This is a genomic window from Colwellia sp. 5_MG-2023 (assembly GCF_030547795.1).
Classification (GTDB): Bacteria; Pseudomonadota; Gammaproteobacteria; order Enterobacterales; family Alteromonadaceae; genus Colwellia.
This window is the reverse complement of sequence record NZ_JAUOPW010000003.1, coordinates 195039-221448: the sequence shown is the minus strand read 5'-3', so window position 1 is coordinate 221448 and position 26410 is coordinate 195039. Positions and strand designations below refer to the sequence as shown.

The 26410-nt window shown below is 36.4% G+C and carries 17 protein-coding genes; 9 read left to right on the top strand and 8 right to left on the bottom strand.

Annotated elements, in window-relative coordinates:
- Positions 1–447, bottom strand: a complete 447-nt coding sequence (gene soxR, locus Q4496_RS04050) for a redox-sensitive transcriptional activator SoxR (protein WP_215972211.1) — start codon at positions 445–447, stop codon at positions 1–3.
- A 93-nt stretch (positions 448–540) separates the two neighbouring features.
- Between soxR and Q4496_RS04045 the strand changes: the two genes are divergently transcribed.
- Positions 541–957, top strand: coding sequence for a VOC family protein (locus Q4496_RS04045; RefSeq protein ID WP_215972210.1), 417 nt, complete (start codon positions 541–543; stop codon positions 955–957).
- Between the two features lie 72 nt (positions 958–1029).
- Positions 1030–1551, top strand: a complete 522-nt coding sequence (locus Q4496_RS04040; RefSeq protein WP_303609978.1) for a flavodoxin family protein — start codon at positions 1030–1032, stop codon at positions 1549–1551.
- A 96-nt stretch (positions 1552–1647) separates the two neighbouring features.
- Here the strand turns inward: Q4496_RS04040 and Q4496_RS04035 are convergent, their stop codons facing one another.
- The 3 genes from Q4496_RS04035 to Q4496_RS04025 form a co-directional block, all read right to left on the bottom strand.
- The gene (locus tag Q4496_RS04035; RefSeq protein ID WP_215972208.1) at positions 1648–2646 is read right to left on the bottom strand and encodes a LacI family DNA-binding transcriptional regulator; all 999 of its coding nucleotides are present in this window, start codon (positions 2644–2646) and stop codon (positions 1648–1650) included.
- A 145-nt stretch (positions 2647–2791) separates the two neighbouring features.
- Positions 2792–4318 carry an MFS transporter gene (locus tag Q4496_RS04030; protein ID WP_215972207.1) on the bottom strand — a complete coding sequence of 509 codons (1527 nt, stop codon included), beginning with the start codon at positions 4316–4318 and terminating at the stop codon, positions 2792–2794.
- A 107-nt stretch (positions 4319–4425) separates the two neighbouring features.
- On the bottom strand, positions 4426–5757 hold the full coding sequence (locus Q4496_RS04025) for a GH1 family beta-glucosidase (RefSeq protein WP_303601423.1): 1332 nt from the start codon (positions 5755–5757) through the stop codon (positions 4426–4428).
- A gap of 317 nt (positions 5758–6074) precedes the next feature.
- Between Q4496_RS04025 and Q4496_RS04020 the strand changes: the two genes are divergently transcribed.
- Complete coding sequence (locus Q4496_RS04020; RefSeq protein WP_215972205.1) at positions 6075–7334, top strand: sugar MFS transporter; 1260 nt, start codon at positions 6075–6077, stop codon at positions 7332–7334.
- 595 nt (positions 7335–7929) lie between these two features.
- On the opposite strand, the gene Q4496_RS04015 is transcribed toward Q4496_RS04020, so the two are convergent.
- Together Q4496_RS04015 and Q4496_RS04010 are read right to left on the bottom strand one after the other, a co-directional pair.
- On the bottom strand, positions 7930–9408 hold the full coding sequence (locus Q4496_RS04015; protein WP_303609977.1) for a tryptophan halogenase family protein: 1479 nt from the start codon (positions 9406–9408) through the stop codon (positions 7930–7932).
- Between the two features lie 273 nt (positions 9409–9681).
- Complete coding sequence (locus tag Q4496_RS04010) at positions 9682–12663, bottom strand: TonB-dependent receptor (protein ID WP_215972203.1); 2982 nt, start codon at positions 12661–12663, stop codon at positions 9682–9684.
- Positions 12664–13112: 449 nt separating this feature from the next.
- Here Q4496_RS04010 and Q4496_RS04005 point away from each other — a divergent pair, with 449 nt between their 5' ends.
- The 5 genes from Q4496_RS04005 to Q4496_RS03985 all read left to right on the top strand — a co-directional run bounded on the left by Q4496_RS04005 (position 13113) and on the right by Q4496_RS03985 (position 20977).
- Positions 13113–14495, top strand: a complete 1383-nt coding sequence (locus Q4496_RS04005) for an MFS transporter (RefSeq protein ID WP_215972202.1) — start codon at positions 13113–13115, stop codon at positions 14493–14495.
- Complete coding sequence (locus Q4496_RS04000; RefSeq protein WP_215972201.1) at positions 14488–16875, top strand: NdvB protein; 2388 nt, start codon at positions 14488–14490, stop codon at positions 16873–16875. Before Q4496_RS04005 ends, Q4496_RS04000 begins: the two co-directional genes overlap by 8 nt.
- A complete protein-coding gene (locus Q4496_RS03995; protein WP_215972200.1) occupies positions 16868–17443 on the top strand; it encodes a gluconokinase in 576 nt (191 codons plus the stop codon). Before Q4496_RS04000 ends, Q4496_RS03995 begins: the two co-directional genes overlap by 8 nt.
- Complete coding sequence (locus Q4496_RS03990; RefSeq protein WP_252727397.1) at positions 17436–18263, top strand: CBM9 family sugar-binding protein; 828 nt, start codon at positions 17436–17438, stop codon at positions 18261–18263. Before Q4496_RS03995 ends, Q4496_RS03990 begins: the two co-directional genes overlap by 8 nt.
- A gap of 113 nt (positions 18264–18376) precedes the next feature.
- Positions 18377–20977: a beta-glucosidase gene (locus Q4496_RS03985; protein ID WP_303609976.1), complete on the top strand. Its 2601-nt coding sequence runs from the start codon at positions 18377–18379 to the stop codon at positions 20975–20977.
- Positions 20978–21077: 100 nt separating this feature from the next.
- Here Q4496_RS03985 and Q4496_RS03980 read toward each other — a convergent pair whose 3' ends face one another.
- On the bottom strand, positions 21078–21983 hold the full coding sequence (locus Q4496_RS03980) for a cation diffusion facilitator family transporter (RefSeq protein WP_215972198.1): 906 nt from the start codon (positions 21981–21983) through the stop codon (positions 21078–21080).
- Positions 21984–22382: 399 nt separating this feature from the next.
- On the opposite strand from Q4496_RS03980, the gene Q4496_RS03975 reads away from it, so the two are divergent.
- A complete protein-coding gene (locus tag Q4496_RS03975; RefSeq protein ID WP_303609975.1) occupies positions 22383–25709 on the top strand; it encodes an ATP-binding protein in 3327 nt (1108 codons plus the stop codon).
- A 7-nt stretch (positions 25710–25716) separates the two neighbouring features.
- On the opposite strand, the gene argR is transcribed toward Q4496_RS03975, so the two are convergent.
- Positions 25717–26190: a transcriptional regulator ArgR gene (gene argR / locus Q4496_RS03970; RefSeq protein WP_215972197.1), complete on the bottom strand. Its 474-nt coding sequence runs from the start codon at positions 26188–26190 to the stop codon at positions 25717–25719.
- Positions 26191–26410 lie beyond the last annotated feature (220 nt).

Genomic DNA, 26410 nt, shown 5'->3' with positions numbered 1-26410 from the left:
TTATCTAATACTTTTATCTAATATAACGGGACCTGTTCCTTGTGCCGATAATTTGTCATCTTCATTGTAGAGCGGACAACTTTTCATAGATAAGCAACCACAGCCTATGCAGCCCGTTAGGTAGTCTCTCATATTTTCCATATAACGAATTCTATCATTCAACTCTTGCTGCCAATTTAAGGCTAGTACCGACCAATCATCAGCAGTGGGTGTTCTATTATCTGGCAAAGTTGATAAAGCTTGTTTGATATTTGCTAAACTTATGCCCATTTTTTGTGCTGCTTTGATCAATGAAACTCGCCGCAACACTTCTTTTTTATATCGACGTTGGTTACCTTGATTTCGCAAGCTGTGAATTAAGCCTTTCTCTTCATAAAAGTGCAGTGCTGATACTTTCACACCGCATCGCTTTGCGACTTTCCCTACCGTTAAATTTGCTTCTTCCATATTGCCTCCAAAATAAATGAATAAAACACTTTACCTCAACTTAGCTTGAGGTTTTATAGTGGCATCATCTTTAAGAAATAGGAAGTAAGAAATATGAGGTTAGAACATATAAATTTAGTAGTCAGCGACATTAAAGAGTCACTGCGTTTTTATCAAGCAGCGTTACCACATTGGAAAATTAGAAGTGAAGGGGTTAATCAGTGGTCTGGTATAGAGCGTAATTGGCTGCATTTTGGTGATGATTATCAATACATTGCGCTGAATGATAATGGCATTGGTGAAAACCGTGATTTAAGTGGTCATCAAGTTGGGCTAGCGCATTTTTCGTTTGTAACAAATAACCTTGAGGCGGTAATTCTTCGTTTAAAAAAAGTTGGCTTTGAAATAGCTAAACCGGGGGCTGTTAATACGTTTAGAAAAAATGTTTATTTTTTAGACTCTAATGGTTATGAAATTGAATTTGTTCAATATTTGAGTGATTTACCAGAAGAGCGAAATAATGATGATTAGTGCTTTACTTTCGTTGAGCGACGCTGAACTTAATAAATTTATAACTATGATACCGGACATTAGGAACGATAGATGACAGATACTATTGCTGTTTTTGCTAGCGCAAGATCAAATGGAAATACTAAAAAATTAATAGATTGGATTAGTGGCGAGTTAGCTATTGATGTAATTGATCTTTCAGAAAAAAATATTTCTCCTTACGATTATAAGCATAACAATGCTAATGATGATTTTATGTCGGTGATGAATAACATTTTACAGTATAAAAAAATCATTTTTGCTACACCTATTTATTGGTACGCTGCTAGCGCGCAGATGAAAGTTTTTATTGATAGAACGACTGATTTATTAGAGCGGGAAGAATTAAAAGACTTTGGGCATCAGTTGCGTAATAAAACCAGTTATGTGGTTTGTACATCGGCGAGCATAGAGGCTGATTGTAATTTTTTAGCTACATTTAGCAAGACATTTTATTATTTAGGGATTGATTATCAAGGCTATATCCATGCCGATTGCCAAAATGGCTTTATTGCCGATAAATATAGTGCAGATGTTGTTGAGTTTATTAAGCTGGTTAGATATGAAGCTTGTTAAATGGTAAGTCTGAAATAAAGTAACTCTGATTGTGCCAATACTTTAAAACTTAGATGCTGTAAGTATTGGCACAATATTAACGTTTTCTTATTCATGTTATAGTTGAGCGATAGAATCCCGATTGATAAGTGCTGGTTCAAAAGAGTGATTAATTGTTAAGTTTTTCTGTTGATAAACATTTTTTAAAACTAATTTTGCCGCCATATGTCCCATGTCATAAACAGGGTTATCAATTGTTGTTAGTTTTGGGTAAATGTGGCGCGAAAAGATAATATTATCAAAGCCTATAATGGATAAATCTTGCGGTAAGGCAAAGCCATGTTCGCGCGCATAAGTCATTGCCCCTGAGGCCATTTCATCATTAGCACAAACTAAAGCTGTGAAAGCCAGTTTTTTAGTTAAAAACTGTTTAAGTCCGGCTTTACCACCCGTTTCTTTGAAGTCTCCTTCAAAATATAGTTCGTCATTGAATGCTAAGTTATGTTCAGAAAGAGCACGTTTATGACCTATAAGTCTGTCTTTTGAATCAGGCTTAAATTTTGGACCAGAAATGTAAGCAATTTGAGTATGCCCTTTATCAATAAGTGCTTTAGCGGCAAGGTAGCCGCCAAGTTCATTATCTAGATAAATACAATTTTCTTCTAGTTCAGGGATTATTTTACTCATGAAGTAGATGGGCGTACTGCCTTTTGAAAGGTTGATGATATACTCATCAGTCAAACCTTCTAGATGGACGATCAACGCATCACAATTACGAGATATTAAAAAGTCGATGCCTTCTTTTTCTCTATCTTCTTCACTGTGTCCAGTGGTGATAATAACGTGCTTACCTGCCGCTCTTAGTTCAGATTCAATACCTGCCATCATCTGACCAAAGAAGGGGCCATGCAATTCAGAAACTAAAATACCAACGCTGTTTGTACGGTTAGAGGCTAACGATTGAGCAATAGAATTCGGGCGGTAACCTAGTTCTGACATAGCTTCTTCAACTTTCTTACGTGTTTTGTCACTAACGCGAGTATTATTATTAATAACACGTGAAACCGTAGCTAGTGAAACACCTGCCAAGCTTGATACTTCATAAATTGTCGCCATGTTAACCTTACAATATGTGATCCGTCATTAAATGATGGCTTCAAAAAAAAAAGCGATTTTAGCATAATAAACAAAGCTTAAACTAGTTGAATCTATATGACTCTATAATAAATAATTACAGAGCCTAGCGAGAGTTCTCATGCGCTCACACTAAGGCTCGCCTTTTAGTTAAATCGTCACTAATCTGTTTATTGTTGGTACTTGAAAGAGGGTAAATCATCATTAATGCAGCACCTGCGAATGCGAATGCAGCAGGAATCCAACTCATCAGTAATTGCATACCTGGTAAAGATGCTTCAATAGTTGATTTATCCATGCCATCGTAGCCATAACCAGCAAGCACCACTAACACCAGCGCACCAGCAAAGCCGCCACCGGTTTTTTGAACAAAAGTGCCGGCAGAATAAATTAAACCTGTCGCACGACGTCCATTTTTCCACTCAGAGTAATCGGCTGAATCACCTAGCATGGTGAAATATAACGTTGGCATGATGGCTGCGAAAAATTCAGCAACTCCGCCTAACACAAAAATAGCCGTAAGGTTACCTCGAGGCACCCAATAAAAAGCTGCTGTTAGCATGCCACTTAGTATAAGTGACACAATAAATAATTTACGTTTACCTAATTTTTTTGCTAAATAACTTGTTGATAATGCTCCTAATATAGAGGCTAGTAATAATATAACAAAATACTTTCCTGCTAACAGTTCACTTCCCACATGGTATTTAAAGTAGTAGGCAATAGTGCCATATTTAATGCCGTTAAATAGCATGGTTATAAAGCCCATACCAAGTAATATTAACCAAGGTTTGTTGGTTAATAAATCAACCATATCTCTTTGTGTACCACTTAAATCCTCTGGGGTATTATTGAGTAACTTCTTAATAATTAGCCACATGGAACCCATTATTATCACGAAAAATATTCCGCTATAGAGGTCTCGATAATAGAAGAATAATGTCATGGCTAATAACGGTAGAATAATAAAAGGAAGGTTTTTACTTAAGTCAATTAATTCAGATTTTAGGTTATTAGATTTATCAAGGTTGGGTATTACACGTTCTTTTGTTGTAGCGAATGTTGTCACCATTAATAAAATTAAAATTACGGCAAAAAGATACATAGTATATTGATAACCTTGAGCATCATTACCAGCACCAAAATAAGCAACTAAATCAGGTAGAAACCCCATTACAAGTAATCCACCTGCAAATGCACCCGCAAAACGGAAACCGGATAAGCTAGTTCGTTCAGTATCACTTGGTGTCATTACTCCCATTAAGGCGGAATAGGGCACGTTATTTACTGTATAGGCAAGCGTTAAACCTATGTAGGTAATATAGGCATAAACCAACTTTCCTGTATAACTTAAATCCGGTGTGGTAAAGCTTAATACCATGAATAATGCTAATAAGGGGGTTGACCATAATATCCAAGGCCTAAACTTCCCCCAACGAGTTGTGGTCCTGTCTGCGATCATCCCCATAATAATGTCGGTTACCCCATCAGACAGGCGTACCACCAAAAATAACATGGCAGCGGCTGCTGCGGTTAGGCCAAAAGTATCAGTATAAAAAACGGCTAAGTAGGCTAAAGCGCCACGCCAAACTAAGTTAGCTGCGGCATCGCCCATGGCGTAACCTATTTTTTCGTAAAAGGGGAGTTTAGTCATCTGATTACCTATCATTTTTATTTTTGGATTCAGGATTGATCATTTTATTCTTTAGTTGGGCTAGTTATTACAATGTAATATTGAGGAAACTAGCGAGAACCTTCAGTTTATCTACTAGTTATTAATGCTTTATATGCTAAACCACTATTTTTAATTGTTCTTACTTGGCTATCGTAATCCACATAAACAATACCAAAACGTTTTAAGTAGCCTTCAGCCCATTCAAAATTGTCCATTAAGCTCCAAGCAAAATATCCTTTTATATCTACACCATGCTCTATCGCGTCATTAATAGCATTTAAGTGAAGCTGATAATATTCTATCCGATCAGTGTCGTTAACTACGCCTTCAACTATTTTGTCATCAATAGCTGCACCATTTTCAGTGATATAAATTGGTGGTAAGGTGTATTTTTCATTTAATGAAACTAATAACTCATTTAAGGCTTTTGGGTATATTTCCCAGCCAATATCTGTTCTTGGTTCAGGTGGCTCTATCTGAAAAAAATGTTCTTTGTCGTCAGCACGGTATATAGCACGTGTATAAAAGTTAACACCTAAAAAGTCTGTTGGATGAGAAATAATAGCCATATCCCCGTCTTTAATATCAGGCTGATGTTCAGTCGGTAATTGCGCTAATATGCTAGGGTATTCACCATCGTATATTGGCTTAATATACCATTGATTAAAATAATCGTCTGCAAATTCAGTGGCTACTTTATCCGCTTGCGAATCAGATTCTGGATAACAAGGCGTAAAGTTAAGAACAATGCCATTTTTGGATTTTGGACTGTTTTTTGTTAAGACAGCCATGGCTAAACCATGAGCAAGTAATAAATGATGAGCAGCCTTTCTACCAAACTCTTTACCTACTTTTCCTGGCGCGTGAATACCTACTTCATAGCCTAAAAATGAACTACAAAAAGGTTCGTTAAGGGTTGCATAAGAATAAACACGATCGCCAAAAGCTTGGCTAATTAGATTTACATAATCTCTAAATTTATAAGCGGTTTCTCTATTTAACCAGCCACCTTCATCTTCTAGGTGTTGTGGTAAATCCCAATGATAAAGCGTTACAAAAGCTTTGATGTTTTTGGCTTTTAGTGCATCCAGAATAGCTAAATAGTAATTAACACCGTCTGGGTTTAATTCTCCTGACTTTGTCATAACTCTTGGCCAAGAAATTGATAAACGGTATGCGTCAACGCCAAGTGATTCAATTAACGCTATGTCTTGTTGCCATAAATTAAAATGGTCACATGCTATTAAACCGTTAGAGCCATCAATAACTTTGTTGGGGGTGTTACAAAATGTATCCCAAATGCAGGGTAATCGATCATCTGCACCACCTTCTATTTGAAATGAAGCTGTTGCTACACCATAGATAAAATCTTTTGTCAGCATTGCTGAATTGAGGGGAAGAGATAGTTTAGCTGTCATTGTAAATTGTACCTACATAGTAAAGTTTATTCGGGTAACTTGTCTTCACCCTTAACGAAATACGCTGTTAAAACACTTGATAAAATAGTTTAGATCGTTTCTAATCAACAAATGAAAGCGCTTACATTTAAGGTTAGTGGTTTCTGTAACCTAGGTCAACCACTTTATTTATTATTCTGTTTATTTGTTTCTAACAGTTTGATATTGAAAGTATCGTTTTGAAATATTGAGATACGTAAACACAGCTAAGTATTGTTTAAAGCTACTGCTAAATTACTTAGTGATAATACTTATAAGAAAATTTACGAGGGGAAATTATGACAATACTATCAAGTTCGCCAGGTTCAACGGCAAATATAAATTCGCAACACAAGCCCGATTATCGGTTTGCCTTAACATCTCTGACATCGCTTTTTTTTATGTGGGGTTTTATTACTTGTTTAAATGATATTTTAATACCTCATTTAAAAGGGGTTTTTTCGTTAACTTATAGCCAAGCAATGTTGATACAGTTTTGCTTTTTTGGTGCCTACTTTCTTGTTTCTTTACCAGCAGGAGTGATCGTTAAAAAGCTCGGTTATCAGAAGGGCATTGTTGGTGGATTAGTGATCGCTGCTATTGGTTGTTTATGTTTTTATCCTGCGGCAGCTATGCACAGTTATTCTATATTTTTAATGGCTTTATTTGTACTGGCTAGCGGTATTACATTATTACAAGTGTCGGCTAATCCTTATGTTAGCATGTTAGGCGAAGCTAAAACGGCATCCTCTCGATTAAATATGACTCAAGCGTTTAATGCTTTGGGTACTACCGTGGCACCCTTTTTTGGTGCTTTTTTAATATTAAATCAAGCGGCAGAGTCTCTTTCACCACAAGCTTCCGCTGAGTCTGTTCAAATGCCTTATATTTTTCTCGCTGCGATGTTACTAACACTGGCTGCTATTTTCATTTGGTTAAAGCTACCAGACTTATCATCAGTGGAAGCTGAGCAGCAAATAAACATTACCGATAAGGAAGGTAGTGCATGGCAATATAGTCACTTGGTGCTAGGCGCTATAGGTATTTTTGTTTATGTTGGCGCTGAAGTTTCCATTGGGAGTTTTTTGGTTAGCTTTTTCGCCGATCCAACAATTGCAGGGTTAGAAGAATCTCAAGCTGCAAAGTATATTGCGTACTATTGGGGTGGGGCTATGGTAGGACGCTTTATTGGTGCGGCAGTAATGCAAAAGGTTTCTGCAGGTAACGTCTTGTTTTTTAATGCTAATGTTGCAGTGATTCTGATTGTCTTAGCTGTTTTTTCCTCTGGTACACTTGCTATGGTCTCGATTTTATTTGTTGGGTTATGCAATTCAATTATGTTCCCAACTATTTTTAGTTTAGCTATTCAAGGGTTAGGAAAACACACTAGCCAAGGCTCTGGTATTTTATGCTTAGCAATTGTCGGTGGTGCGATAATTCCGCTATTTCAAGGCATGTTAGCTGATAATATCGGAGTGCAACTTTCATTTTTATTGCCTATTGTGTGTTATTTATTTATTGCTTATTACGGAATATTTGGCAGTAAGATCAAGCAATAGCTGAACAAGTCATTACTCTGATACACAGTTGTGAGAATATTCATCATTAAATGAGAAAGACATCATGCAAAAATTAATAACACAATAAAGAACTAAAATGACTATGTTGAGGTTGGTAGTAATCTCAATGCTAGCAGGCTGTAATGAAGATAATATCGACTTATCAATGGGCTGTGGTGATGTTTGCCAAGGCTAAGTTGATATAATATAAGCCTTATTGGCATTAAAAGTGGAGTAATGGAGTACTTAAATATAGGTTTACAGTGTTTTGAAAAAATGGGACTAAACTGGCGAAAGCAACACTGCCATTTGCGTTATCTATCGCGTTAAAACTGACGATCGATTTGATTAATGTTGCTCTCAATAAAAAAATATTGATGCGGTTAATGCCTCTTATGATTAAGCGAAGGCTTCAGTTATTAGAACATAATGGTGTATTTTACCTTTAATCATTATGAATAAGGCAGGCTTTTTCTGTTCTATATTCCTGTATTTGCAGTGAGAGCGGTAAGCACAAGGAAACTAAGTTTACACAAGGTCGACCTAAGCGGTAAACTTAGTTTTCTCTTTCTAATCGCAAATAAGTCTACTGGTTTTAGGCCTTACAATATTTATCTAAAAACTCTGCGTGACTAGGTAACTTCTCAACAGCATTAGCAATTGATTTTTTCATGCTATGCATAAAGTGCTCTAATTCCTTATCATTCATTACTTCAGCTATTGTATGATATTGTTCTGGTATTATTCCTTGGCCAATTAATACTTGAGTCCATGAATCAACCCTGAATATATCTCCATCATCTAAAAATACACGACCAGTTTCTTTAAACAGCTTTATTTTATGCTGTAAAGAAGGAGGAATTTCCATTGTTTTACAATGTAACCAGAAATCAGTATCTTCGCGTTCGGTTGTTTTATAGTGTAAAACAATAAAATCACGAACAGCATTTAGCTCTGAATCAAGCTTACTATTGTATTCGTCAATAGTTGATTGGCAGATGCCTTCAAATGGAAACAAACGTAATAAGCGGATCACACCAGACATTATTAAATGAATACTTGTTGATTCCAGCGGTTCGATAAAACCACTTGATAAGCCTAAAGCGACACAATTTTTATTCCAACCCTTGCGACGTCGACCGGTGTTAAATTTTATCACTCTAGGCTCGGTAATCATTTCCCCTTCAATATTCTGTTTCAATGTTGCTATTGCTTCTTCGTCGGAGCAATACTTACTACAGAAAACAAGCCCGTTACCAACACGATTTTGCAAAGGTATTTGCCATTGCCAACCACTATTATGTGCAATGGAGCGGGTATAGGGTTTTGGCGCTGATACTGTTTTAGTTTGCACTGCTACAGCACTATCACAAGGTAACCAATGCGACCAATCATCAAATCCAGTATGAAGCGCTTGTTCAATTAAAAGTCCACGAAAGCCGGTACAATCGATAAAGAAATCGCCTTCTACCACTTGCCCTGAGGCTAAAGTGAGTGAACTTATATTTCCCGTTTTACTATCTTTATTGACTTGTTGAATCTTTCCTTCGAGACGAGTAACCCCTAAATTCTCACTAAATTTTCGTAAATATTTTGCATACAGGGTAGCGTCAAGATGGTAAGCATAATTTATTGGAGTATTATTTAATAATGCGAATTTATTTGCTTTTGCTGCTTGTAGTTCATAACAATAATCACCAAAGTCGGCCTTTATTCCTTTACGAAGACCATGTAACCAAAAATGGTGAAATTCACCAGCCCAACACTCTTTACCTGTGGCGCCAAAAGAGTGAATATATTTTGAATTTTGCAGACCCCAGTTTTCAAATTCTATACCGAGTTTAAAAGTAGCGTTGGTTGCTCGCATTATTTCTTGTTCATTAATGCCAAGTAATTTGTGAAATGTTTTGATCGGAGGTATTGTGGCTTCTCCTACGCCAACAGTAGAGATTTCATCTGACTCAACTAATGTGATATTTAGGTTTTTTCCGATCAGTTTTGCAAATGCTGCTGCTGCCATCCAACCTGCCGTGCCACCACCAGCAATTACAACATTTTTTATTTTATCTTTCATGGTTCATTACCTCTTTCATCAACTGTTCCCTTAGCTCTAGGATAAACAAACAAAATACTTGTTGGGTTATTTGATTGTTCAATACTGGGCGATAGCTATAATTCCTCTGATAATCCAGCTAGCTAGTCTTGTGCCGATAAGCGTAATTTCTTGATAATTTTGTCTAAACGACTTTCTATAGAGTATTAGAATTACTGCTATGCGTAAAATAATAAATGCCGTGTAAATACACAGCATTTATAAGATCTAGCTAATGAACTGAATTACATTAAGTTAGAAAGTATAGCGAGCACCTATCGCATAACGCGCTTCTTGCTCAGCTAAATTCCATAGTTGTACTGCTGTACGGCCATGAATTCGAGTGTCTTCGCCAGTAATGTTGATTCCTTCTATAAAGACAGACATATTTTCATTCACTTGATAAGCTACATTAAAGTCAATTTGGGCATACTCTTCAGTATAAGCTGGCTCATTAATGTATCTGGCTTGTGAATTTAAGAAGTCATCACGCCAGTTGTAGGCTAATCTTGCTTGAAAATTATCTTTTTCATACATTAATACTAGGTTGGCAGTATCACTTAAACCAACAAGTGCAAACTGAGTTATTTTTGGATCTGCATTGTTATCAAAGCCAACGTCACCAGATACGGTTGTGTAGTTTGCTTGAATGCCAAAGCCTGTTTCGCCAAAGAAGTGTTGTACTGCTATTTCAAAGCCGTTGATCTTAGCTTCTTTATTGTTAACAAACTTAGTTACAGTAAAGTCCATTAAAGGATCATCGCTATTTGGCATAACATCATAATCTACTTCAAACTGTTCAGCTGGCATTGAAAAATAATCAACATTATTTTCAGTTGCAGCCACCATGGCAAATAAGTTGCTATCAGTTAACTCTTCACCTAATTCAGCTAAGGCTAACATCGCTGCTTGAGCACGAGGGCCAGCAGTTGCATCACGTAAACCGTAAACATTTTCTACAACTGGTTGACGACCTGCAAAGTTACTAACGCGTTTTTCATAGTAACCAATTGACACATAACTTGTATCGTCAAAATACCATTCAGCTGATAAGTCAATGTTATCTGATTCTAGTGGTACTAAACCTGGATCACCACTAGATGCTGTACCTAGTTGAGCACCTGGTAAAGTGGTAGGGGCAGAAGGGCCACTAACATCAGCTGCCGCTGCACTTAATTGATCATAAGTAGGACGCGCAATGGTTTTACTGAAAGAGAAACGTGTTACTACGTTATCTATAACTTCTATATCAAAATCAAAGCTTGGTAATATGTGATCGTATCCAGCTTTGGCTGAGAAGTCTTGCATTCCTTCGCCAAAACGTACGTTAAAATCTTGGTTACCTTCCCATGCTACGGCATTGGGTAGGGCAACATTAGCTGAAGAGGTGATATCCGTACTTTCAAAGCGTAAACCAGCAGAGATATTGTATGGACGACCGCCTAGTTCACCAGCAAGATCAAGTTGGAAAAATGCAGCGGTAATATCTTCTTTTATTGTACGGTTAGTTGCTGCTGCACCATTGGCTATGAAATCAAACCCATATGCTCCCGCAGCCCACTCACCGACTTGCGAAGCGCTACCAGTAAAGCCTTGATTAAAAGCACCACTTTTATCAAAGTCATTAATTTCACTAGTAAAGTCAATTGGTGTTAAATAGTTATCCGGTAATTCACCCGGGTTTTCAATGCCCCAGTTACCCATAGTGTGGCGTGTTAAACTTTGTATAGAATGACTTTCCATAGATCGAGATTCAATACCAAATTCTATGCTACCTTCTTCGAACTGGTAAGCACCAATAACACGAAATTCATCAATTTCAGTTTTTTGAGATGAAGCACGCATATCAAGTATTGAAGTACCTACGTCATCTTGATCAAGGATACCATTACAGTTTAAGCCTCTACGTTCATCACAATCATCAAAATCAACATGCATAATTGGATATTCTTTACTATAGTCAACACTTTGACCTGCAACTATGTTTGCACCTAAGCCTGTATTTACCCATGATCCATATGGCGCATCAGGAGCGCTCTCAGCACTTGAGCTGTGACCATCAAAAGTTAACGTGAAATAATCATTAACATCGTATTGAATGTTTAAACCAATTGAATCATTTTCGTTAACTTGGTTAAGTTCTTGTAATGCTAAGCCTAAATCTCTTGGTGCTTGATCTCTACGTTCTTCGTTAAAATCTACCGGAGTAGTTGATATTTGATCATCAAAACCTAAGCTGGTTTTATATACGTCCATCCAAATAGATTGCTCAGCACGTGCTTGAAAAGTATCTTGTTTTGAATAAGTATAATCTAGTGTTGCTGTTAGTGCTTCAACGGGTCTAAATTGTAAGGTTAATTGAGCATTCGTACGTTCGCGTTCTTGATCAGAAATAAAGTATCGTAAATCTGATGGCATTGAATAAACTTGTCCAATATCTGGTTCATTAATAAGTTGAATATCACTTGCTGCTTGCGGAATTGTGCCATCATAAAGACTAGTTCGCCATTCGTTGACAAAAGCACCTGAAGTCGAGCTATCGCGTTTTTGTGAGTTTACTGATAGGGAAGCACCAAACTTTTCTTCATCATCAGTCCAGCTGAATAAGCCTGATAACTCTGGCGTAACATCATTACCCACACGATTACTTGTATCTATTAGGGCTTTCGCACCAACACTAACATGCGTACCTGGATTATCTAGTGGTTTACCCGTTACTATATTAATAACAGCACCAATACCACCAGTCGCTGTGTTAGCCCTACCTGTTTTATAAACTGAAACCGATTTAACCGCATCGGAAGCTAGATTTGAGAATTCAAAGGCGCGTGAGTTTGATACACCACCACCACCAGGTAGGCTTGATGCTGGCATAGTACGGCCATTTAATGTGACCATGTTGTAATCTGGGCCGAAACCACGGACTGTTACTTTACTTCCTTCACCATTGTCTCGGTCAATAGAAACACCGGTAATACGTTGCAGTGATTCAGCTAAGTTCGTATCTGGGAACTTACCAATATCTTCTGCTGAAATAGCGTCAACTACACCAGAAGCATCACGTTTGAGTCGTGTTGATTCTTTTATACTTGAACGCATACCTGTAACAGTAATAACTTCTACGCTATCTTCAGCTTGGCTTACTTCTTCTGCCGATATAGCAGGCAGTGCTGTAGCACCTAATATTAACGATAAGCTTGTTGCTACTTTTGTTTTAATAAATCTTTTCTGATTCATGACTTTCTCCCACAAGTTTACATATTTTATAATTATTTATTTTAGTAAACGCTCCATTTGTTATATCAGTATCGTGTGTAAGAGGATATATTACAAATAAATGAAAGCGCTTACATTGAAGTTAGAGTATTAAGTTAATAAGGTCAATAATTATTTTTATAATTCGATAATTTTTTGACAATATCTTTTAATAGTAAATTACTTTTATAAAATAAATTATATTATCTAATTTAAATAATTTATTTATAATCAGTAGGTTGAATGTTTTCTTTATTTGTTTTTGTAAATGTTGGTTGTTTTTATAAGTAATATGAATTAATTTGTAAGCGCTTACATTGTTATTGTTGTATGGTTAGAATCTGAGTAAATAGTGATTTTATTTATCCTTAGATGCATTTCAATTTTAAGTGAAAACGAAGTAGCTGATAATTCAATAAAGGTATAAGAATGTGAATACTAAACTTACTTTGAAAGAAAAAATCGCATACGCCTGTGGTGACGTGGCATCCAATTTTTATTGGCGTGTTTTTGATGTGTTTTTATTTATTTTTTATACCGATGTTTTTGGAATTTCAGCGGCAGCTGTTGGTACCTTAATGTTAGTTACTCGGTTAATCGATGCCTTTTCTGATCCATTAATGGGGGCTTTAGCTGATCGTACTAAAACCCGTTTCGGTAAATTTAGGCCTTATTTATTATGGGGCATTATTCCTATTGTTGCGGCTGGCGTATTAACATTTACGGTACCAGATACGAGTGAGGGGAATAAATTGATATGGGCTTATGGCACTTATATTTTTATGATGTTGGCCTATACATTTATCAATGTGCCATATGGAGCCTTACTTGGTGTGATAACCAGTAATACACAACAACGTACTACGTTAACTAGTTTTCGTTTTATTGGGGCGTTTTCTGGCGGTAGCCTAGTTGTGTACCTTACACCTGAGTTGGTTGAATATTTAGGGCGCGGTAATGAAGCATTAGGTTGGCAACTTACGATGGGCTTATATGGTTGTATTGCCGCAGCTTTATTTATCGTTACTTTTTATGGAACGAAAGAACGTATCGCGCCTCCTCCGGAACAGAAAACACCAATATTGCAAGACATTAAAGATTTAGGGCAAAACAAACCTTGGTTAGTACTATTTGCGCTAGCACTTATTATCATGATTACAATTTCACTACGAGCGAGCTCAGGGACTTTTTATTTTAAGTATTATGTTCAGCGTCCTGATTTAATTGGTAGCTTCGCTATGGTTTATATGATCGCATTAGCAATAGGCGCAGCTTCAACGCCATTGTTAACGCGATTTTTCGATAAACGTAAATTACTCATTATGTTAATTAGTATCGTAGCGATACTATCTACAGCATTTTATTTTATACCTAGTGACAATATTACATTGATGTTTGTACTGCAAATTATGATTGGTTTAGCGCTAGGGCCTAAATCACCGTTAGTTTTCTCTATGTATGCTGATACGGCTGACTTCTCTCAATGGCAAACAGGAAGAAGAGCGACGGCAATGATATTTTCAGCAGCAGCTTTTGCACAGAAGCTAGGAGGGGCGCTTGCGGGTGCAACTATAGGTTGGTTATTAGCTTCACTTGGCTATGTTGCTAACCAAACGCAAACAGGAGCATCAGAGCAAGGTATTGTGCTATTACTAACGATTATTCCTGCCGTATTTGCTGCATTAGCTGTGCCGTTAATTATGCTTTATCCATTAGATGATAAAACGTTAGAGCATATTCAAAAGGAGTTGGCGCAAATAAGTGCTAATTCAACAGATGGTTTAACAGGTAAAAAGGTTATGCTCAATGAATAATATAAATAACAATCATAAAATAGAAGACGCAACCGTTAAACTCGATTGCCCTATTAGTATGCCTAAAGCGAGTGGCTTCTTATGGAATAAGCGAATGGTTTTGCAAGTAAACTGTCGAGGCTATGTTAATGCTCAGTTTATGCAGCCTGAGCCAAGAAAATATTCTTATGCACCCAACATAGAAGAGAAAACTTTTATTCAGCCTGAGCACAGTTATTTTAGTCACCATCCAGGTCGTTTTTTTTATATTAAAGATGAAGATCAGCAACAAAGTTTTTCAGTACCTTATGAGCCAATGAGGGTAAAGTTAGCTAAGTTTAGCTTTGTACAAAGTGCGAGTGAAATTTATTGGTTAATAGAACACCTTGAATTAAAAATAAAAATCTCATTAAGTTTAACGGCCAATGATGTTGTTGAGCGTTGGTCATTATCCGTTGAGAATTTAAGGAAAGGTGAAGGTAAACGAAATATCAGTATATACCCTTATTTTTCTATTGGTTATATGTCTTGGATGAATCAATCAGCTACCTTTGACGAACAGCTAAACAGTATTGTTGCTACTGCAGTAACCCCTTATCAAAAAGTTGAACAGTATTTTAAAAATAAAGAATTAAAAGATAAAACCTTTTTAATTGCAGATAAAAAACCTACGTCTTGGCATACGAACCAAGCTACATTTGAAGGAGAGGGGGGATTACATTCTCCTGATGCACTAAAGTTTTTACAATTAAGTAATAACGATGCTCGATATGAAACACCTGTGGCTATTTATCAATACCGAGAGTCTTTAGGTGAAAATCAATCGGTTAATTATCAGTTTTTATTTGGACCAGCCAAAGACAATACTGAAATTGCACAAATAAGAGATCGCTACTTAAATAGCTCAAACGCTCGAAAGGCTCAACAAGAATATGACGATTATATTGCTCAAGGAAAAGCTTGTTTAACAATTAATACTGATAATACAGAGTTTGATGACTTTGTAAATCACTGGCTCCCCAGACAAATGTTTTATCATGGTGATGTTAATCGACTAAGTACTGACCCACAAACACGTAATTATATTCAAGATAATATGGGAATGTGTTACATCGATCCAACGGTTGCTCGTCAAGCATTCGTGTTAGCCTTATCTCAACAACACAGCAATGGTGCTATGCCTGATGGTATTTTGTTACATGCCCAAGCTGAGCTTAAGTATATCAATCAAGTTCCTCATGCCGACCATTGTGTGTGGCTACCAATATGTTTAGCGGTATACCTTAATGAAACGGGAGATGTCGATTTATTAACAACCCCAATAGCTTTTTCTGATTCAGATACACCTAAACTTTTCAGTGAACATATTGACTTAGCACTTAACTGGTTAGTCAAGGCGACAGATCACCGAGGCTTAAGTTTAATCGAACAAGGTGATTGGTGTGATCCTATGAATATGGTGGGCTATAAAGGTAAAGGTGTCTCAAGTTGGCTTTCATTAGCAACCGCTTATGCATTAAATACTTGGTGCGATTTATGTGAAGAATATGGTATTCAAATTCCGTTGAACAAGCTTACCGAGTATCGGCTTGCCGTGAATACTATTAATGAGTCAGTTAACACTTATTTTTGGCATGAACAGTGGTTTGCTCGAGGTATTACTGACAATGATCGCCTCTTTGGTACGGTTAATGACGAAGAGGGTAAGATATATTTAAACCCACAAAGCTGGGCAATGCTCAGTGGTGCAGCCTCGGCAGAGCAGCAACAACTGATGATTGCCGCTATTTCTGAACAGTTAATGACACCTTATGGTGTAATGATGCTAGCACCGAGCTATACCAAAATGGTTGAGGATATTGGGAGAATTACTCAAAAGCACCCTGGCGTTTCTGAAAACGGCTCCGTTTATAATCATGCTGCAATTTTTTATGCTTATAGCCTATATCAAGCTGGCGAAAACGATCTTGCTTTTGAAGTGCTAAGTAAAATTTTACCCTCAAAAGCATTAGCGGCTAAAAGTGGTCAATTATCAATCTTTGTGCCTAATTACTATCGTGGCGCTTATCAGCAGTACCCAGAAAAAGCAGGGCGCTCCAGTCAATTATTTAATACCGGTACACTGGCTTGGTTATACCGGTGCTTAGTAGAAGAGCTCTGCGGATTAAAAGGTGGCAATGGCGGGTTATATATTGCTCCTAAATTGCCAAGTCATTTGAATAAAATATCAGGACAACGCATGTTTCGTGGTGCAATTATTCATTTTATTATTGAAAAATCAACGCAAGTTACTGAGATTGAAGCGTATATAGATGGTGAACGAGTTGTAGATAATAAGTTAAAAATACGCGCTAATAATGCAACTTATCAATTGAGCGTATTGGTACCTGCTCATGATTAATATCTTAAGTAGAAATAAAAAGCCGCAATTTTCTAGTAAGCCTCACTTGTTTATTGTGATGGGGGTTAGTGGCTCAGGTAAAACAGGGATTAGTCAAAAGTTGGTTAACGATTTAAATACGCAAGGCGAGTATGAATTTCTTGATGCTGACGATTTTCATTCCTCGGAAGCAATAGCGCTAATGGCTGCTAACTTACCGCTTAATGATGCGATGAGAAAACCTTGGGTAGAAGCTATTATAAGTAAACTTATTAAGTTATCTAAACAGAACAAAAACGTGGTATTAGCCTTTTCTGGTCTGAAGTATCAACATCGAAAAATTTTCAGAACACTTGAGTTCAAATGTCATTTTTATTATTTAAGTGCGGACTTTAATACGATAAAAAAACGTATGTTAAGCCGCGAGAATCATTTTTTTAAAGTGGAGTTATTAACAAGTCAATTTGCCGCGATGGAAGAAGAACGAAATGATGAGAAAGATATTACTAAGCTTGATGTAAGTGGCACTTTTGATGAGGTATATCAACAGGTTTATCAGCTAGTTATGAAGGAGTTAAGTAATGATTAGACAAGGAGATATTATGAAAAAAACATGGCAGTATTTAGGGCATCATATTTTATTAAACATTTTTTTTATCACTTTTATTTTATTTAGTGCTATTGCCTCAGCAAGCAAAAGTAGCAACCAATTAAAAGCCCATAAAATACAAGACGAGATAGTGATTGATGGTATTGCTAGTGAAAAAAGTTGGGACTTATCATCATGGCAGCCTTTAGATAACCTCATTATGGGTACCCAACCAACAGAAGAAGATTTTAGTGGTCAATTTAAGGTGATGTGGAATGAAGACCACCTATTCTTACTGGTTGAAATTACCGATGATATTCTATTTGATCAACATGCTGATCCACTTTATCGATATTGGGACGATGACTGTTTAGAAATTTTCATTGATGAAGATGCTTCAGGTGGGGATCACCAATTTACTTTTAATGCTTTTGCATATCATATTGCCTTAGATAATCAGGTGGTAGATATCGGTCCAAAAAACAAAGATGGATCAACTAATTTTGTTTTGTTAAACGAGCATATTGACAGTGTATGGCGAAGAAGTACAAGTAAGCCAAATAAAATTATTTGGGAAGTGGCGCTAAGTGTTTTTGATGATAGTTTTACATTACTTCCTGACAATAAAAAAGATCGGCATCAAGCGGTAAAACTGACAAGAGGGAAAAAAATGGGTTTTATGTTGGCATATTGCGATAATGATGGTTCAAAGGAGCGGGAGAGTTTTATCGGTTCAACAGACATTGAAGCAGTCAACGGTAGTAAAAATTTAGGTTATATAACTGCAGATGTCTTTCAGCAATTATTGCTAATTCAATAATTAGGTAATGTTTGCTATGACTGGCATTTATTTACACAACTTAGACCGCATTATTCAGTTTTTCTTCTATTGAGAGATAAAGAGTAAAAGGTTACTTAATGGAGGCTATCTTTATGCGTAGTATGTTAAAAAAAATTATTCACAATTCTGCTTTATTGATACTTAGTATCAGTCTTAGCGCATGTGAAACAAGTAAAAATCAACAAGTAACTCAGAAAAAAAATACTCATGCGAGTAAGCGCCTTGCGACAGTTGAGCAAGATGTTGAACTAATGTTAGCGAAAATGACATTAGCTGAAAAAGTATCTTTGGCTCATGCAAGTGGTAAGTTTCATGTTAATGCTATTGAGCGTGTCGGTATTCCAGAAATGTGGTTATCTGATGGCCCTCATGGCGTTCGCCATCAAATAGCACGTCATACCTGGGATTCCGCTGGTTGGACTGATGATCATTCAACTTATTTACCACACTTAACATCTGTTGCTGCCAGTTGGGATGTGGAAATGGCAAGGTTACATGGCCAAGTTTTAGGGGCTGAAGCACGAGATAGAAAGAAAGATTTTATCCTAGGCCCTGGAGTTAACTTAGCACGCTTACCTCTATATGGTCGTAATTTTGAATATATGGGAGAAGATCCTATCTTAGCGGCGAAGTTGGTTGTGCCACAAATAAAGGCTATTCAAGCCAATGATGTTGCTGCCACAGTGAAGCATTATGCGTTAAATACCCAAGAACTAAATCGTACGGGAGTTAATGCTAAACCAGATGAACGCACGCTAAGAGAAGTGTATTTACCTGCATTTGAAGCCGCTGTGAAAGAAGGTGGCGTACTAGGCATGATGGGAGCATACAACGAATATTATGGTACTAATGCCAACCAAAGTAAGCACTTAGTTATGGATATCCTAAAAGGTGAGTGGGGTTATCAAGGAGTATTATTAACCGATTGGCACGTCGATATTAATACTTATGATGCTGCAGTAAATGGCTTAGATTTAGAGATGGGCACTAAAGTTGATGATTATCAAGACTATTTTCTTGCTAAACCATTCTTAGCAATGCTCGAATCAGGAAAAATTCCAGAATCAATTGCTGATGATAAAGCGAGGAGAATTTTACGGGTGCAACATGCTATTGGTATGTATGATGAAAATCGTTTACCCGGCTCAAGAAACACCAAAGCGCACCAAGCGGCTGCACGAAAAATAGCGGCTGAAGGTGTGGTTTTATTAAAAAATGAAACGATTGAGTCAATGCCTGTATTACCATTAGATAAAAAGCAGATAAAAAACATTCTTGTTTTAGGGCCTAATGCGGACAAAAAACACGGGACCGGTGGGGGCTCTTCAGAAGTTAAATCTTTATATGAGATAACGCCGTTAGCTGGGTTAAAAGCTGCGTTTGGCGAAGATGTAAATATTACCGTAATGCGAGCACGTAGTAGTGAGTTAACCGCTATCGCCAGTGATTATGTCGAAAGCCGGCATTGGACTGGTACCCCAGCATGGAACGTGTCTTATTATGAAGATTTAGCAAGAGTAAACTTAATTGAGGAGTCTTGGATTGTTGATTCAACCTTTAAAGCTAAAGTACCTGATAAAGTTCAGCACATTACAATGTCAGCTAAAATTAAGCCATTAAAAACAGGTATTCATCAGCTTAATGTGGAAACTATTGGGGATTTTAGTTTAAAAATTAATGATGACGTTGTTCTAAAGCATAAGATTAACGACAATAAATTAGTCGGTGATCAAGCTATTACTACATTAACAAAAGCCATTGATTTAAAAGAAAATGAAACTTACTCTTTTGAAATTCAATATGATGGCACTGATGAGTTTACTTTAGGTTGGAATGCTCCAGGGGAGTTGTTTAGCAGTGAAGCTGAATATATAGCAGCCGCTAAAAAAGCCGATGCCGTGATCTATTTTGGTGGTTTGAGCCATGGTGACGATAGAGAATCAATCGATCGTCCTGATATGAAACTGCCAAACTCGCAAGATGAAATTATTAGTAAGCTTATTGCAGCAAATGAAAAAACAGTCGTTTTTCTTGTTGCAGGCTCTGCGGTTGAAATGCCTTGGGTTAATGAAGCTAAAGCGATTGTTTGGGGATGGTATGGCGGTATGGAAGCTGGTCATGCTTTTGCAGATATTCTAACCGGAAAGGTGAATCCGAGCGGTAAAATGCCGATTACTTTACCTGCTCGTCTTGAAGATACAGCACCAATTGCGCTTAATGATTATAACGCCATAGAGAGTTTATATTCTGAAGGAGTCTTCATTGGTTATCGTTGGTTTGAGCAACAAAAAATAAAACCAACTTTCGTTTTTGGTCATGGACTTTCCTACACTCAATTTGCATTAACTGACATTAAGTTATCTGCATCAAATATTACGGGAGATGAGAGTCTTACGGTAACAGCACAAGTTAAAAATATCGGTAAAGTTGCCGGCGCTGAAGTCGTGCAGTTATATCTACACGACAAAGAAGCAAGTGTTGCCAGACCTGAAAAAGAACTAAAAGGCTTCGCTAAGGTATATTTAGAGCCAAATGAAAGTAAAGAAATCAGCATTACACTTAACAAACGTGATTTATCTTTCTGGGATATTAATACTGATGATTGGTTAGCTGAAACTGGTGACTTTGAAGTACAGTTAGGAACATCACTAGAAAATATTCATCTAAGGAAAACCTTTTCTTACCAGCAATAACATTGGTGATATATAAGATATAGCAAACCATAGCTCAGTAATAATTGATAGCTAAGCTATGGTTAATGTTAGATACCGCATGAATTATTCACAACCGCTATTATTCACGTTGATAACAATTATTTGCTAGCTCTTGAGCATCAAGACAAATTTCGATTGTCGAGTGTTTGATACCATAGTTATTTAGTAATATTTTTTTGATTTCAACGACCCCGTTATCGATGTGATCTATTTCTAAAGCGACATGTGCTTCTAAGAATTTTTTATTATCATCGAGTTGCCAAACATGTATATGATTAATCTTTTTGATGCTAGGAATACCTTCAATTTCACCACATAATTCATCAATATCAATATCTTCAGGAACCGCTTGCATCAAAATTTTAATTGTTTGTTTAGTCAGTAATAAACCGTGGTATATCACATAGATAGAAATACCAATGGTTGCTATTAAATCAACCACATACCATTGATATAGAATGATAAGAGTACCAGCTAAGATAACAACAATAGAAGCGAAGGCATCAGACATATTATGAATAAAGGCTGCTCTTAAGTTTAAGTTATTTTTTGCCCCAGCTTTATAGGTTAGCCATGCTGTTGCTGCATCTATAATTAACGCAATAGTCGCGATCCAAACAACGATCCAGCCATCAATAGGCTCTGGATTAAAATATTTAGCTATGGATTCAAAAATAAGATAAACACCTACTAGCAATAGCGTTGTGCTATTAATAAGTGCTCCTAATATTTCTGCGCGCTCAAACCCATAAGTCATATTACTATTTGCTGGCTTTCGTGCTATTTTTCTGGCCACAATAGCGATAATAATAGCGCCTGCATCGCTTAAGTTATGAAGAGCGTCTGCTATAAGAGATAGGCTTCCTGAAACAATACCACCAACAACCTGCGCTACAGATAATAATATGTTGATAAATACTGCCAAACTTAGTTTTCCGTCATGGGAATGACTATGAGAGTGACCGTGTGAATGGTTATGCCCCATAATAATTATCCTTATATTTTAAATTGCCTTTATATGTTTGAGCTGAGCTACTCATTGTTTCTTCCTGATAATGTGCGCATGGGGGTAAATAATATTTTATGATTTTATGTTACGTTATTAAGAATTTAATCAGCTAGTGCCAGCCTAATTTTTTGTAATACAAATGAAAGTACGCTTATATTATTTGTATATCAAGTGTTTATTGATTCTCTTTAGTTTGCTTTATCATAGTGTCGGTTTTATTTTTATCAACTGAGGTAGTGAGCTGAGTTTGAGCAAGTGAAATAAAGAGAATAGCTTGGCATACTATTTTTTTTTGTAAAAATAATATTATGCTTATGCACATCAAATAGGTACATTAGCTAAAATGAAGACTAATATTTTGTGAAGGGATCGGCTTTGTTAGAAAAAACCGCAGAAAATACTGTATTTAAACGATACAACACAGCTGTTGTTGTTGCATTTATTATCATTGTTTTTATTGCATTAACTGCAGCTTCATTACGGTATTATAGTGAGTTATCCGAGCATAAACAGAAGAGCTTAACCCACTTAACCGCTCAAGCAGAGCAACTAAATGGTATGTTAGTGCAAAGTGAACAAGCGGTCGTTGGTATTCAGGAATATGCTCAATATATTCTCAAGCACCCTGACGAACTATATTTTACAACCCCACCATTACGACAAGATGGCGCATTGTTCTTTCTTGATATCGCAGCACGAAGTTCCATAAATGAGGACAAACGTATCAGTGGTAATATCACAGGTTTTGGTGATATAGATACATTTTCACGCTTAAAAAATCAAGAAATTGCTATGGCTAATGCGTTAACGCCTGCTTTTGTTACCGCACAAAAAATTATCGAAGAAGCTAATTGGTTTTATTATATTTCAGTCGATCAGTTCGTTAATATTTATCCTTGGATTGGTCGCGATAGCTGGCGGTTCAGTGACCGAATGCTCACCAATGCCCACGCTAAAAAAATACAAGCATTAGGTTTAGATAATAATAAAGTTATTTGGTCTTTGCCTTATATTGATGCTGCGGGTACAGGGATGAACTTCTCTTTAGGTCTTGGCGTTTATCGACATACAGAGATGGTAGGAGCGGTCGTTATTGATATTAGTTTAACGCGCTTGCAGCAAAGTTTATTGGCGCTAACATCTGATGATCAGGCGCTAGTACTGCTTAATCAGCAGAATGATATTTTAATTTTTAAACAACAAGGTAAAAAGTCATTAAATTATAGAGCCTCATGGCAAAAACTATTACCTAACGATTTACATCACTTACAAGCAGAGCATTTAGCGCAACTACCAGATTCAATACAAATTGGTGATTGGTTTGTTGAAACGCAATCTTTACCTATTAACGGATGGACGCTATTAAAGTATCAGCCCTACTCAAGCTTTATTTCACCTTTAAGAAATCATTTTATTTTTATGTTTACTATCTTATTGATTGGGCTTTTTGCTTTTTTGATGTTGGTGAATGCCATGACAAGACGAAGTTTCATTAAACCAACACATGACTTTATTAGTCATATTGAATTTTGCTCTCAAGGTGACCCAGGAAAAGTAAAAGCAAATGCTGACTGGTTACATTGGTTTATTTTAGTTGAAGATATATTTACACAAAATCGCAGCTTATTACTGCAATTAAAAGAGCAAAATGAGGTGCTGGACAGCAGAGTACACGAAAAAACTAAAGCATTACTAGAAACAAGCACTCAACATCAACGTGACTATGTTTTATTACGTTCAGTTATGAATGCTATTCCTGAGCTAATTATTTTTAATGATCCTAATGGTAAATTAATGGGTTGTAATCACTCATTTGAACAGTTAACTGGTCGATTAGAAAGTTCAATGCTTGGAATAGAAGCTAGCCAGTTCATACCAAAACTATTGGCACATCAACTTGATAAATTGAATGCCACATTTGATGGTGAATATCCTCAACAGTCATTGTTAGAAGCTGGAGATGAGATTTATCAAGGTTTTTGTAATCAGTTTACCAATGATGAAGGGAAAATACTGGGTACCATTACTATTTTACAAAATGTTACGGAACAACAAGCAACGCAATCAGCGTTAGAAAGTGCTAAAGACCAAGCCGAGTATGCTAACAAAGTTAAAATTCAGTTTTTAGCTAATATGAGCCATGAAATTAGAACGCCAATTAATGCCATACAAGGGATGATTAATTTGTTAACGGGGACTCAGCTCGATGCGCGACAAGAACATTATTTAACCAATGCTCAAACAGCAGCCTTTTCACTGCTACACCTTATTGATGAATTACTTGATTTATCTAAAATTGAAGCAGGTAAAATGGTTATTGTTAAGGAGGTTATCGATTTACCGTCAGTAATAGATACGGCACTTAAATTAAATGCTGCGACTATTCATACTAAAAAACTCAACATGCGAGTAGAGCTAGATGCCAATGTTCCTCGTTTTGTGATGAGTGATGCCATGCGTTTAGTTCAGGTATTATCAAACTTATTGAATAATGCAACTAAATTTACTGGACAAGGCAATATTGACTTGTTCATTGATTCTATTGGCTTAAGTGAAACGAATGTTTTACTTCGGTTTCGAGTTAAAGACACTGGTATAGGGATTTCGAAGGAGAACCAAGCGCATTTATTTGAAGTATTTTCTCAAGCTGATATTTCTATGACTAGAAAATATGGTGGCTCAGGTTTAGGTTTATCTATTTGTCAGCAAATAGTTAAGTTACTCGGAGGAGAGATAACCGTAAAAAGCGATTTAGGTGAGGGGTGTGAGTTTAGTTTTATTTTGCCTTTTTCTATTCCTAATGAAGAAACCATGATGAATTCCGACTTCTCTAGTGCAGTAAGTAATGAAACATCAAGGCTCCATATCTGTAGCATTAATCATGAGCTGTCAACAAGTTGTATTCAAACTATTAAGGCGCAGTCTTGGTACTATTATCAATTTAATAATTTAATTGAATTAAATGATGTATTACAGCAAAAAAAATCACCAACTGATCAGGTCATTTTATTAATAGATGAGCAAACCTTTATAGAGCATGATGTTAATGACAAAGCGGTGAATCTGATTGATTTAGTGGGATTGTGTCAGCCAGGTATGAGTGAATTAAAGCCCAACACATGTCAACAACTTGATAGTTTAAAAATCCCTTATACTTTACTTGATACCCCTTTATATCGTTATTCGTTAGACAAAATAGTGAAAGTGTTGTTATCAAATAAGTTCACAGAAAAAAATAATCAGGAGTTAACGAATAATACGGCTTCTGTACCTAAGACACAGTTACTAAGCAAAGAAAGCCAGAACGACAAGGCTGACTTATCTAATGTAAAAGTACTGCTAGTTGAAGACAATCTTATTAATCAGCTAGTTGCTAAAGAACTACTCAAAAGCATGCAAGCAAAGGTTATTATTGCAGATAATGGTCAAAAGGCTTTAGATTTACTTGAAGTACAGACATTTGATGTTGTATTAATGGACATTCAAATGCCTGTGATGGATGGGTTAACCGCAACAAAAGAAATTAGAAAGTTAGATAAATATGAACATTTACCTATTATAGCGATGACTGCGCATGCACGTGAAGAAGACAAGCTAAGCAGTTTAGATGCAGGCATGAATCAACACATTGCTAAACCAGTTACTGCGACATTGTTGTTGACGAGTATACTCGAGGCGATAGAATCAAACGAACATAAATAGCAGTAAACTAACTAAGCTTTTTACTAAAAAGACATTCTAGTTTATTAATGGTTTCTTGAATGTTGTTTACATCAGTTGGTGCAATAAATATAGTATCGTCGCCTGCAATTGTACCTAAGACACCATCACTTTTACTTAAGCTATCAAGTAAACGAGCGATTAATTGTGCTGCACCAGGACTCGTTTGAATAATGATCATAATGCCATTATGCTCAATTTCTAATACTAATTGTTTCAACGGGCTTTGTGCGGTGGGAACACCTAACTCTGCTGGTAAGCAATAAACCATTTCTTGGCGGGCATTACGGGTGCGAACTGCACCAAATTTACTTAACATCCGTGATATTTTTGATTGGCTGATATTATTAAAGCCCTGCGTTTTCAACGCATCAACTATTTCACCTTGAGAGCCAAATTGCTCTTGCTTTAATAAATCTTTAAATGCTTGCACTAATGCTTCTTGTTTTTGTTGACCATTCATTATTTGATATGAAAACCTTATAAAAGATAATTAATCTATTTGCTATAATACTAAAGTTGTGTTTTTGAAAAAGAGCATTATACGCTATCATATAGATAAATATACGGTATAAATGAATATTAATTGTTTTTTTGCTGCCTATGCTATATCTTTTGCGCAGCAAATTTTTACGTATTTACTCAAATTTTTTTGTTAAAATGAAATTAAGGCCAGCGGGCCT